Origin of the sequence: Streptomyces misionensis (assembly GCF_007896895.1) — a bacterium.
Taxonomy (GTDB): Bacteria; Actinomycetota; Actinomycetes; order Streptomycetales; family Streptomycetaceae; genus Streptomyces; species Streptomyces misionensis_A.
On sequence record NZ_VOGW01000193.1, the window covers coordinates 38,504 to 50,074 of the forward strand.

Sequence of the window (11,571 nt, forward strand, 5' to 3'; positions counted from 1 at the left end):
GCGGCGCCACGTGCGGGACAGAGGAAGGCCAGCGGCGTGGGCTGCGGGCCGCTCTAGCCGGCGGGGCCGACTCGGGGCGGGAGGGCCGCGACGACCACGGAAAGGGTGCGCGCGACCAGGGCGGGGGCGGCGGGCGGATCGGGGGCGGACGCGTCGGGCGGGCCGGGGCCGGGGGCGGCGGCTCGGGCAGGGAACCGGGGCGGTCCTCGCGGATCAGATCGGCGTTGATGGCCATGGCGGCCAGCCCGCCGCTGGCCGCGGCCATGGCGGCCTGCTGCATGTTCCGGCCGAGGTCCCCGGCGACGTACAGGCGGGGCAGGCTGGTGCGGCCCCGGTCGTCGCTCTGCACGGACTCCAGGTCCGGGGCCTTGAGCCAGGGGCGCAGCGGGGCCACCCGGGGCTCGATGTCCAGGTGCAGGAACAGCGCCCCGTAGGAGGCGGTCCGGCCGTCGGTGAAGACGACCTCCAGGCCCTCCGGGTGTGGCCGCAGCTCGCGGACGCCGTCGGTGAGGACCGGCACCTTCGCGGCGGTGAGCCGGTCCTGTTCGTCCCCGGGCAGCGCGCGTCCGTCGGCGAGGTAGGTGATGTCGTCGGACCACACGGTCAGGGTCGAGGCCAGGCACTCGCTGGGCACACCGCCGCCGTAGACGGCGAAGCGGCGCTCTCGCACCTCCCAGGCGTGGCAGTACGGGCACTCGAAGACGGCCTTGCCCCACAGCGGGGCGAGTCCCGGGACCGGGGGCAGCACCGAGCGGACCCCGGCGGCGTACAGCAGGGTGCGGGCGCGGACGGTGCCGGACTCCTTGGCGGTGACCACCACGTGGTCGCCGCCGGGCTCGGCCGACACCACCTCGTCGTCGACGAACGTGACGTCGTAGTCCGCGAGTTGGGCGCGGGCGCGGGCCCGGAAGTCGGCGATGGGCGCGCCGTCGTTGGTGAGGACGTTGTGCATGACGCCCGCGGCCATGTTGCGGGCGTCGCCGGAGTCGACGAGCAGTACCCGGCGGCGCGACCGGCCCAGGTAGAGCGCGCCGTTCAGGCCGGCCGGCCCGCCGCCGACGATCACCGTGTCATAGAGCTGCGTGTCCAATGGTCATCCCTTGTCGTCGAGTTCGCCGGACGGAAGTGGTGCGGCGGGCGCCGCGGGCACGGGGGGTTCGTCGTGCAGACGGGCGAGCAGGAGCAGGGCGCCGAGGACCAGGACGCCACCGCACACCACGAACACCGCGGGCACGGTGAGCGCGGCGGCGAGCAGGCCGCCCAGGGTCGCGCCGACGGGCATGCTGCCCCACGAGCACAGCCGGGACACGCTCATCACCCGGCCCTGGAGGTCCTCCGGGGTGAGCCGTTGGCGCAGGGACATCACGGGGATGTTCCAGCCCATCATGAAGACGCCGTTGACGGCGAGGGCGAGGGCGGCCAGTTCGGGCCGGCGGACCAGGCCGAGGATCACGTAGGCGGCCCCGGAGCCGGCCAGGGACCAGCGGGCCAGCCGTACGGTGGGCAGCCGGTCGGCGGCGCGGGGGGCCAGCCAGCTTCCGGCGACGGCGCCCACCGACCCCGCGGCGAGCAGCAGCCCGTAACCGGTCTCGCCCAGCCGCAGGGTGCGCTCGCTCAGCAGCACCAGCATCGAGAAGGTCGCCGAGAACACCAGGCCGTACAGGGCGCTCGCGGCGAGCGTCACGCGCAGCGTGCGGTGTCCGAGGACGAAGCGCAGGCCCTGGCGGATGTCGCGCAGCACCCCGTCGCGTGCCTCGGGCGGGGCCGGCCGCGGATCGGTACCGGCGAGCGGGGCGAGGCCCAGGAGCAGCAGCGCGGCCAGGGCGTACAGGGTGCCGCCGGTGGCGAGGGCGGCCGCGGCGGTCAGCCCGGCGAGCAGGCCCGCCACGGGTGGTCCGACCATCTCGTTGAGCACGATCTGGGCCGCCGACAGCCGCCCGTTGGCGCGTTCCAGTTGCCCGGCCTCGACCAGGCGCGGCAGCATCGCGGGCGCCGCGGTGTCGGCGAGGGTCTCGGCGATGCCGAGCAGGAACGCCAGCGCGTAGAGCAGGGGCAGCGGGCGGTCGGTGGCGAGGACGAGCGCCGCGCCGAGCAGGGCCGCGCCGCGGACCACATTGCTGCCGAGGACGATGCGCCGCCGGTCCACGCGGTCGGCGAGCACTCCGGCCGGGAGGGCGAACAGCAGCCAGGGCAGCATGTTGACGGTGGTCAGCCCGGCCACCGCCGCGGGATCGGGGTGATGGGCGACGACCAGCAGCGGCAGCAGGGTACGGGTGATGCCGTCGCCCGCGTTGGAGGCGGCCGTGGACGCCCACAGCCAGCGGAACGGACGACCCAGGTCGGCGCTCTTGCGGTGCGGGGCGAGGGGGCGGGTGGTGCTAGCCAACAACCCTCCCCTCGGCCCAGCCGCGCAGACCCAGAAGGCGCTCGCCGAGCCCGGTCAGCTTCGCCGGGCCGTACAGATCGGCCTCGGCCTTGCGGACGCCGCCCTCCGGCGGATGCGGCGGGACGCGGTCGCGCCAGAACCGCACCCGGGCCTCCCGCAGGTCGGCGTGGTCCTCCCAGGCGGGTGCCATGGTCAGGTACTGGGCCATGCGCACCCGGTCGGCGGAGACGTTGGGGTGCACGCCGTGCGGCAGCAGGCTGTTGAAGATGATGAGGTCGCCGGGTGCGACCTCCGGGGTGGTGATCGAGTAGCCGGTGATGTCCGGGGTGAAGGGGTCACGGTCGGCGGGCTGGCCGCTCACCCACTTCTCCCACTCCGCGAAGATCTCCGGCACGCACTGGAAGCCGCCGATCTCCTCGTCGCCGTGGGTCAGCGAGAGCACCGCCTGGCAGCTCACGGGCAGCGGGTCGGTGGAGGTGTCCACGTCCCAGTGGATGAACCCGTCGAAGGCGCGCGGCCCCCGGTTGGGAGGGTTGACGTTGGCGAAGTCGATGGTCACCCACAGGTCGGCGCGGTCCCAGATGTCGGCGAAGGCCTCGTACACCCGCGGGGTCTGCCGCGCGTCCCACTGCGCCTGGTGGTTGTACATCTCGACCAGTCCGCTGTGGCCCGGCAGCCGGTCGTTGCCGGTGTGCGGGGAGGTCCAGGTGGCGGGGTCGTCGGGGCGCATGTCGAGGAAGGAGCACAGTCCCTCGGCGAGGGCGGCGACGGTGTCCGGCGCCACCGCCTGACGGACGATCACATAGCCCTTGCCGGTCCAGTGTTCCCAGTCCGCGGGGGACAGGACGCGCAGGGGCCGGGTCTTTCGGATGTCTCGGAGTTGGGTGGCTGCCACGGACACTCTCCAGGGTGCGGTGCGGGGGCGGGGTTCACTCGGCGATCAGGCGGCGTTCGGGCAGCGCCACGGCGTCCAGCTCGGTCTCGGCGAGCAACTCCAGCGCCTCGTCGACGTGGTTGAGGATGGGGCGGCCGCCGCCGTTGGCGCTGGTGTTGATGAGCACGGGCAGCCCGGTGCGGGCGCCGACCGCGTGGCACAGCCGGTGCAGCAGGGGCTGGGTGTCGGGCCGTACGGTCTGCAGGCGGGCCGTGCCGTCGATGTGCCGTGCCTCGGCGAGCGGTTCGGCCCGCTCGGGCCGGACGCGGACGGCGAAGAGCATGGCCTCGGTGTGGTCCAGCGGGCCGGTGAAGTACTGGTCGGCGACCTCCTCCGGGCAGATCGGGGCGACCGGCCGGAACCACTCCCGCTGCTTGATGGTCTCGGAGACGTACCGGCGGGCGCCGGGCCAGTGGGCGGAGACCAGCAGGGAGCGGTGGCCGAGGGCCCGCGGGCCGGTCTCCAGACCGCCCTCCAGCCAGGCCACGCAGCGCCGTTCGGCCAGCAGCCCGGCGACGGTCTCGACGAACTCCTCGTCGTCGGCCGCGCGGCGCACGGACCGCCCGAGGCCGCGCAGGCGGGCCACGAGGTCGCCGGCCGGGGGAGCGGCGCCGTCGTCGAGCGGGCCCAGGCCCCCCAGGGGCGGTCCGGCGTAGGCCAGCGACGTCCAGCCCGAGCGGCCGGTCAGGGCGGGCCGGTCGGCGGGGTCGGCGACGGCGAGTGCCGCGCCGAGGGCGATCCCCGAGTCGTCGCAGCAGGTGGGCACGGACACACGGGTGAACTGGCCGCACTCGGCGAGCCGGCTGTTGGCGGTGATGTTGAGCGCGCAGCCGCCCGCGTAGCAGAGCGTGGCGTAGCTGGGGAAGCGCCGGCTGAGTCCGGTGACCAGCCGGGTCAGGTCCTGTTCCACGGCGGCCTGGAGGGTGGCCGCCAGGTCCCGGCAGACACGGTCGTCCGGGGAGGTGCCGATCAGGGTGGTGGCGCCGTCGGCGGTGCGGATCTCGTCGGGGAAGACCGAGCCGAAGGAGTGCACGACGTCGTCGTCGCTGGAGTCGGCCAGCCCCGCGTCCAGATAGCCGCCGCTGCCCGGGTCGTACTCCCACCAGGTGTCGGCGTAGCGCAGCGCGCTGCCCGGCAATTGGTCCTCGTCCAGCGGCTCGTACAGGTCCGGGGAGGCGCGCCGGGTGGACTGCGGCAGGAGCATGGCGCGCAGTACGGGCAGCAGGGCGGCGTCGGTCTCGCCGGTGGCCGTCAGCCCCAGCAGCTTGCCGGTGTCGAACTGGCTGCCGTGGATGCGCCGGGCGAGCGCCTCGTAGACCAGGCCGAAGCGGGGGCCGGTGCGGTTGGTGAAGGACAGCACGGGGGTGAGCTGGTCGCCGTCGCCGAGGCAGACCATGCCGCACTCGGCGTAGTTGCCGGTGCCGTCCAGGGCCAGCACCAGGGCCTTGCGGGCGCCGGAGGTGTAGTAGGCGAGGGCGGCGTGGGCGTAGTGGTGGCGCACCGCGGTCAGGGTGATGTCGCCGAAACCCTTGGCCAGCGGCCAGTCCAGGGGTTTGAGCACCCGGGTCACGGCGTCCGCGAGGCCGGTGCCCCCTATGGCCGTCCAGCGGGCGTCCTCGCCGACGAGCTCGACCAGCGCCGGGGGCAGCACCTGGCAGCGCGGGGTGTACCAGTCGGCCACCGCGATACGGGTGACCGGGCTCGCCGCCCGGGCGCGCAGTTCGGCCAGCCATTCGGCGGCGGCCCGCGGGAAGTCGCCGTTGCCGCCGCACACATGGCGCAGGCCCAGGCGGCGCTCGGCCTCGATGACGCGGTAGCCGCCCGCGTCGGTGAGCGCGGCGCCCGCGTCGTGGCCGAAGTGCATGCCGATCGTTGCCATGGAACCAGTCACCCTTCCTGGGCCCGGACCTGGGTCGCGGGACCGGATCGTGGATCGGCGGCCCGCCACGGGTGCGGGCGGGCCGTTGCGGGGAGGGCCGGGGCCCGCGGGTCAGGACAGGGTGGCGAGGCTCTGGGTGTGGTGGCGCTCCAGGAGGCCCTGGACCACCTCGCGCATATAGGCGCAGTAGCCGGGCGACATCACCTGGATCGAGCCGTTCTCCTCCTCCAGCGCTCCCGCGGAGCCGCCCGAGCAGGTGCCTTGCAGCTCGCAGCCCTGGCAGCCGGGGCCGTTGGTGTAGGCCCGCATGCCGTAGTCCTGGTAGGCGGGTGAGGTGAAGATGCCGCGCCAGTCGTCGATGGTGCCCAGTTTGCGGGCGGTGGCCTTGCAGGCGAAGACGCTGCCGTTCGGCTCGATGGAGAGCTGGCGGCCCACCGCGGGGCAGGTCTTGTAGTCGGCCTGTTCGGCCCACTTGGCGTCGTCGATGATCATCTGGAAGGTCTGGTACCAGTAGCCGCTGAGCTGGACGCCGCGCTCACGCCCGTAGTCGACGGCGGCCAGCAGCCGCTGTGCCACGTCGTGCGGGCTGTGCTGCTGGAAGAACTCCTTGGCCTGGAAGGAGACGATGACGTCCAGGCTGTCGAGGCCGGCCTCGGCGACGAAGTCGATGAGCGGGGTGCCCCACTTGTCCCAGGTGTACTGGGAGAGCACGGAGGTGATGCTCACCGGGACGCCGGCGGCCTTCATGTCGAGGATCGCCTTGCGGACCACGGCCCAGGGGGTGCGCTGCTGCTGGCCGCCGCGGAACTCGCCGGTCTCCGGGACCAGGTAGTCGATGGAGACGGTGGTGTCGACGCGGTGTTCGGCGAGGGCGGCGAGCAGCTCGTCGTCGATCCGGGAGCCGTTGCTGGTCAGGTCGTAGGAGAGGGAGACCCCGTCGTAGCGGTCACCGAAGGTGCGCAGGACGTGCAGGATGGTGCCCCGGGCCAGGGTGGGTTCGCCGCCGAAGAACGACACCGTCAGATGGCCGCCGCCGTTGGCCTTGCGCAGCGCGATGGCCTCCTTGACGGTCTTCTCGGCCACCTCCCGCGACATGTGCATCGAGGGGTTGCGGCCCTCGTCGGAGCCGTGGTTCCAGTCGCCCCTGGCGAGCGTCGGGCCCGAGTCCTGGCGGGCCGCGGGGGCGCCGTCCTCGCGCGAGCGGCGCAGCTCGACCAGGACCGGCCCGGGTTTGACCGACTCGCCCGAGGTGTTGCGCTCCTCGACGCCGCCGTCGAAGTTGTAGGCGAAACAGCCCTGACAGGAGAAGTTGCAGGCGTTGGTGAGCACGAGCTGGATGGAGGAGTGGAACACGCCGCTGCCGAGGGCGCTCTGCCGGCTCTCCAGCAGGGAGTCGATCTCCCTGGCCTCGTCGTGCCCCGCCTCCACCAGGAACCGGGCCGCCACGAGGTCGCGCAGGGAGTCCTCGTCGACCCGCTCCCGCAGCCGGTCCCAGCTGACACCCCCGGCGGCCTCCTTGAGGAGTTCCACGATGTCCCGGTCGATCAAGCGCGCATTTCCGAAGAGTGAATGAAAGGCCATGGTTCGCTCGTCGTCCGCGTAGGAATCGAGCCGGCCGCCGAAAGCCGTGAAATCCTGATCGCCTGCGGTACGAAGAGTGCGGACGTAGCGCGAGGACTGGTACATCGAATTCTGCATGGTTGAGCCTTCTCCCTGCGTCTCACGACTTCCGAGGGGGCGTGCGGTGTGCGGCACGGAGCCGTTGGAGGCGAACCGGACCGGTCTGCGGCCGGGTTCGCGCGCGACCGGGGCCCGGCCCGTGGACCGGGGCCCCGGAAGGCGTCAGCCGTCAGGCCGACGCACACTCTTTCCGCTGCTCAGCGGGGGCAGAGACGGGTTCGGCCTCCTTGCGGACGGGAGTGATGGTCGGGGCGTTGCCCTTGTCCGGCGAGACGAACGCGCAGGGGCGGGACGACGCGGTGATCGCGGGGCGGACGACCTTCTTCACTTCGGCCATGCGGCCTCCTCGGTAGGTGCGACACAACGCGTCCCAATGAAGCAGAAGAGAAGACCGCCAATAAGGCGTCATCCGGCCATGGTTGGAAAATAGCGTCTGTGGTGCGGGCGCACGGAAGGATTGATCTTCCGGTTTGTTGATTTCCCTTTCCTGTGCACGCCCCGCGCACCCCAATACGCCCACGCGCGCCACCCGAATACACCGGATATCGCGTCGGCGGTGGTCCGGTCCCCGTGCCCGGCGGCGAGCGGCAGCCCTCGGCCGGCTCAGGCCAGCCGCCGGTCCAGTGCCGTGATCGCCCGCCGGACGGCGCTGCCCACGCCCGGTGCGGCCAGTCGGCAGCCCAGCCGGAAGGCGGCCGTGCCGTCCAGCGCGAAGGTCAGCCGGACCCGGGTCCCGGTGCCGGCCGGGGTCAGCCGCCACTCCTCCACCCAGGCGCGGGCACCCGGCGCGTTGGTCACGTCGACGCGGTAGGCGTACACCCCGGGCTCCTCGGCCGGCAGGACCGTCTCCCGGCAGCGGATGCCGCCGCGCAGCCACACCTCGCGCCCGCCCTCCGTCGGCCGGGCGGCGGCAACGGCCGCGAACCACTGCGGCAGGCCCGCCACGTCCTCGGTGAGGGCCCGGTACACCGGCTCCGGGGCGGCGGCGATGTCCCGGGCGAAAACCAGCCGTACCGGCGCGCGGTCGACGAAGTCCGGTCCGACCGGACGCAGACGCTGGGGCATGGCGGGGCCTCCTCCGTCGCGAACACCCGTGCGGAGGCGGGGAACCGGTCGTCTCCGGCGCGCGTGTGTCCTGAGAGGAAGGGTAGTTGACGAAACGTCAGTTGTCGTCGGTGCTGCCGGCGTCCTCGGCTTCGTCCTCCGGGCCCTCGGCGTCCGTGCCCGCGTCCCCGGCGTCCTGCTCCCCGGCCACGATCAGCCGCCGCAGATGCTCCGAGATCTCGGCGCGCGCCTCCTGCGGCAGGCCCGAGTCGGTCACCAGGGTGTCCACCTGGCCCAGCGCGGCGAACGAACTGAGGCCCACCGTGCCCCACTTGGTGTGGTCGGCGACCACCACCACCCGCCGCGCCGAGTGCACCAGGCGGCGGTTGGTCTCGGCCTCCGCCAGGTTCGGCGTGGACAGTCCCGCCTCGACCGATATGCCGTGCACCCCGAGGAAGAGCAGATCGAAGTGGAGAGCGGCGATCGCCTGATCGGCGACCGGCCCCACCAGCGAGTCCGAGGGGGTGCGCACCCCGCCGGTCAGCACCACCGTGGCCGCGCCCTGCCGCTGCTCCGACAGGCGCTGCGCCGCGTGGAAGACGTCCGCGACCCGCACCGAGTTCGTCACCACGGTCAGCTCGGGCACCTCCAGCAGGTGCTGCGCGAGCGCGTAGGTCGTCGTACCGCCGGACAGGGCGATCGCGCTGCCGGGGCTGACCAGCCGGGCGGCGGCCCGCGCGATGTCCTCCTTGGCCGACAGCTCCAGACCCGACTTCGCCTCGAAGCCCGGCTCATGGGTGCTCGCCTCGACCACCGGGACCGCGCCGCCGTGCACCTTCTCCAGCACGCCCTGCCGGGCCAGCGCGTCCAGGTCGCGGCGTACGGTCATGTCCGACACACCGAGCCTGCGGGTCAGCTCGTTGACCCGGGCGCCGCCGCGGCGCCGGACCTCGTCCAGGATCAGGGCGCGGCGCTGCTCCGCGAGCAGGTGCTGATTCTCGCTCACGTACGCTCCGGTCCTTTCGCCGCCAGCCGTTCGACACGCCCGGCGCACCCGTCTTCGACCAGTGCATTCCTCGGTCCGGGGTGCGCGGGCGTCCCATCTTTTCACGGGCGGGCGGCAGGTGCGCCACCGCCTGCCCGCCGCTCGCGGCACGGTCGCCCGCACACGCCGTCGCACGGATCGGGGAGATTCGGTGACGAGGGGTGCGCGGCGCCCTGGAACAGGACATCCTGGTCCGCGCACGGACACCGGGTTCACGGCATCGCGGGGGAACAGTGGAACGTGCTCAGGAACGATCCGTCGGCCGGGAACCGGACACGGACGGGCCCGGCCGCGCCGCCGAGCCTTCGGCCGGTCTGGAACTGCTGGTGCACGGGGTCGGCGGCACCACGCCGGAGAAGATGCTCGGTGACGCGCGCACCGTCCGGATCACCGGCGACGACACGGCCGCCGTCTTCCGCCGGGCCGAGGACGCGGAGCCCGCGGCCGGCCCGGGCGGCGGGACACCGGCCGCGTCCCGCGGCGAACCGGTGCAGGAGGCGTACGTCTGGTGCAACCTGACCTCCGGTGACTCCGGGCGCGCGCTGTGGCTGCTGTTGCTGCCGTTCATGGTGGTGAACCTCGCCCACTGGATGCGCCCCGCCGCCGCGGACCGGCCGCGCACCGTGCGGCTCTACGGCCTCCTGGTGCGGCTGGCCGCCCTCACCCTCACCGTGCTGCTGGTCGCCGCCGCCTGCGAGGTGGCCCTCGACCTCGCCGCCTGGCAGTGCGCCGGCACCCCCGCCTGCGCGCGGCGCCACTTCTGGCTGGCCTTCCTCACCCCGGACGCGGCCGAGGGACCCGGCGTGCGGCGGTGGGCCGAACTGCTCGGCGCGTCCGGCGGCTGGTGGGCCCAGCCGGGACGGCGCCTCGCGCTCGCCGCGCTGGTGCCGGGCGCGCTGGTCGGCCTGCTCTGGTACCTCGCGCACCGCACCTGGAGCGCGTACGAGTCCCACCGCCCCCTGATCCAGGTCCCGGAGTCGGAACCCGACCCGGGCGGCAGCGCCCTGGCCCGGCCCGGCTTCTGGTACGGGCGCCGGCTGGTCGCCCGGCTGCGCGCCGCGCACACCGCGGCCGGCCTGCTCACGGTCGCCGCCGCCCTCGTGACCCCGGCGGCCCGCTTCGACCACCGGCCCGGCGGACCCGCGGCCCTGGACGCCCTCGGCCGGCTGCTGACCGTGCTGCTCCTCGCGGGGGCGGTCGCGGCGGTGGTGGCGGTGTGCCGCCGGGGCCGCGACGAGGACCAGCTCGACCAGCGGCTCGACCGGCACCTGGTGCGCCTCCTGCCCCTGGCCGCCCTCGTCCTGCTGGCGCTCGCCGTCCTCTACACGGGCTGGTCCCGCCCCGGGTGGCGGTCGGCCGGCCGGTTACCGGGCGACGCGGCGTTCGGCGCCCTGATGCTGGCGCAGGGGGTGCTCGTGGTGGCTCTGGGGGCGGTGGCCCGCGGGCTGTACCGCAAGACGGCCGACGGCCGCCGGCGCTCCCGCCACCCGGACGGCACCCCCGCCGCGCGCACCTGCCTGCGCGGCCTGGGCGGCCCCGCGACCGCGCTGCTCGCCTGCGCGCTGGGCGGGGTGATGTCCGGTGGGGTCGCCCAGCGGGTGGCCGACTGGCTGGACGGCGACGGCGGCTCGCTCGCCGGGCCGCCGGTGCTGCTGACCTGGCAGGCGTCGGTGATCCCGCCGGTCATCGTGGTGCTGCTGGCACTGGCCGGACGGCTCCTCGCCGGCGCCGGCCGGACGGCCCGGGCCGAACGGGGCCGGGTGAGCCAGGAGTACGCCGGGGAGCCGGAGGACCCGGCGCGCACCCGGGCCATCGCCCACACCCGGGCCATGGCGGCCCTCACCGATCGCGCGCCGCTCGTCCTCGGGGTGCTCTCCGTCACCACCCTGGTACTGGGCGGCGCGGCGCTGGCCGGCGCCCTGCTCACCGGAAAGAGCCCGGACGGCGCGGCCCGCGGCACCGCCGACGCCGTACAGATCGCCGCCGGGGTCTCCCAGGGGCTGGGCTCCTGGCTGGTCGGGCTCGGCTTCCTGCTGTTCGTCACCTGGGGCCGGCGCGCCTACAAGGACGCCGGGGCCCGGCGCACCGTCGGCATCCTGTGGGACGTCGGCACCTTCTGGCCGCGCGCCGCGCACCCCTTCGCCCCGCCGTGCTACGCCGAGCGCGCGGTGCCCGACCTGACCTGGCGGATGGCGACATGGACCCGGGCCACCGGGGGCCGGCTGGTCCTGTCCGGGCACTCGCAGGGCACCGTGCTCGCCGCCGCGGCGGCCTGGCAGCTGTCCCCGGCCACCCGTGGACGGATCGCACTGCTGACGTACGGTTCGCCGCTGGAGCGCCTGTACGGCCGGTGGTTCCCGGCCCACTTCGGGCCCGCGGCGCTCGCCGGGCTGCACCGCGACATCGCGTGCTGGAGCAATCTGTACCGCCGCACGGACCCCATCGGCGGCCCGGTGCGGCTCGCCGCCGACGGCCGCCCGCCGGTGGACCACGAGCCGCTGCGGGACCCCCTCGCCTACGGCCGCACGCCCGAGCACCCGCTGCCGGGGCCGATCCTCGGCCACTCCGACTACCAGGCCGACCCGGTCTTCGCCCGCGTCCGG

9 protein-coding genes are annotated in these 11,571 nt (G+C 74.3%); 1 reads left to right on the forward strand and 8 read right to left on the reverse strand.

What is annotated here, in order from left to right; translation table 11 throughout:
- The 8 genes from FRZ03_RS35420 to FRZ03_RS35450 all read right to left on the reverse strand — a co-directional run.
- Positions 1-1,090: NAD(P)/FAD-dependent oxidoreductase (locus FRZ03_RS35420; RefSeq protein WP_146469213.1), on the reverse strand; the 1,090-nt coding region annotated here is incomplete at its 3' end.
- Between the two features lie 3 nt (positions 1,091-1,093).
- The gene (locus tag FRZ03_RS35425) at positions 1,094-2,386 is read right to left on the reverse strand and encodes an MFS transporter (protein ID WP_222443438.1); all 1,293 of its coding nucleotides are present in this window, start codon (positions 2,384-2,386) and stop codon (positions 1,094-1,096) included.
- A complete protein-coding gene (locus FRZ03_RS35430) occupies positions 2,379-3,281 on the reverse strand; it encodes a phytanoyl-CoA dioxygenase family protein (protein WP_146469164.1) in 903 nt (300 codons plus the stop codon). Before FRZ03_RS35430 ends, FRZ03_RS35425 begins: the two co-directional genes overlap by 8 nt.
- Before the next feature lie 34 nt (positions 3,282-3,315).
- Complete coding sequence (locus FRZ03_RS35435; protein ID WP_261399482.1) at positions 3,316-5,199, reverse strand: carbamoyltransferase C-terminal domain-containing protein; 1,884 nt, start codon at positions 5,197-5,199, stop codon at positions 3,316-3,318.
- A 111-nt stretch (positions 5,200-5,310) separates the two neighbouring features.
- A complete protein-coding gene (locus tag FRZ03_RS35440) occupies positions 5,311-6,897 on the reverse strand; it encodes a radical SAM/SPASM domain-containing protein (protein WP_146469165.1) in 1,587 nt (528 codons plus the stop codon).
- A 151-nt stretch (positions 6,898-7,048) separates the two neighbouring features.
- The gene (locus FRZ03_RS39620; RefSeq protein ID WP_180332364.1) at positions 7,049-7,216 is read right to left on the reverse strand and encodes a hypothetical protein; all 168 of its coding nucleotides are present in this window, start codon (positions 7,214-7,216) and stop codon (positions 7,049-7,051) included.
- A gap of 266 nt (positions 7,217-7,482) precedes the next feature.
- Entirely contained in the window at positions 7,483-7,944 is a 462-nt protein-coding gene (locus tag FRZ03_RS35445) for an SRPBCC family protein (RefSeq protein WP_146469166.1), read from the reverse strand.
- A gap of 97 nt (positions 7,945-8,041) precedes the next feature.
- A complete protein-coding gene (locus FRZ03_RS35450; RefSeq protein ID WP_146469167.1) occupies positions 8,042-8,929 on the reverse strand; it encodes a DeoR/GlpR family DNA-binding transcription regulator in 888 nt (295 codons plus the stop codon).
- Between the two features lie 272 nt (positions 8,930-9,201).
- Here FRZ03_RS35450 and FRZ03_RS35455 point away from each other — a divergent pair.
- Positions 9,202-11,571, forward strand: a 2,370-nt coding sequence (locus FRZ03_RS35455; protein ID WP_398661964.1) for a hypothetical protein, incomplete at its 3' end; no start/stop codon positions are given.

Coding starts and splice junctions, on each gene's coding strand:
- FRZ03_RS35435 (WP_261399482.1), bottom strand. CDS start 5,199: ATGGCAACGATCGGCATGCACTTCGGCCACGACGCGGGCGCCGCGCTC.
- FRZ03_RS35440 (WP_146469165.1), bottom strand. CDS start 6,897: ATGCAGAATTCGATGTACCAGTCCTCGCGCTACGTCCGCACTCTTCGT.
- FRZ03_RS39620 (WP_180332364.1), bottom strand. CDS start 7,216: ATGGCCGAAGTGAAGAAGGTCGTCCGCCCCGCGATCACCGCGTCGTCC.
- FRZ03_RS35445 (WP_146469166.1), bottom strand. CDS start 7,944: ATGCCCCAGCGTCTGCGTCCGGTCGGACCGGACTTCGTCGACCGCGCG.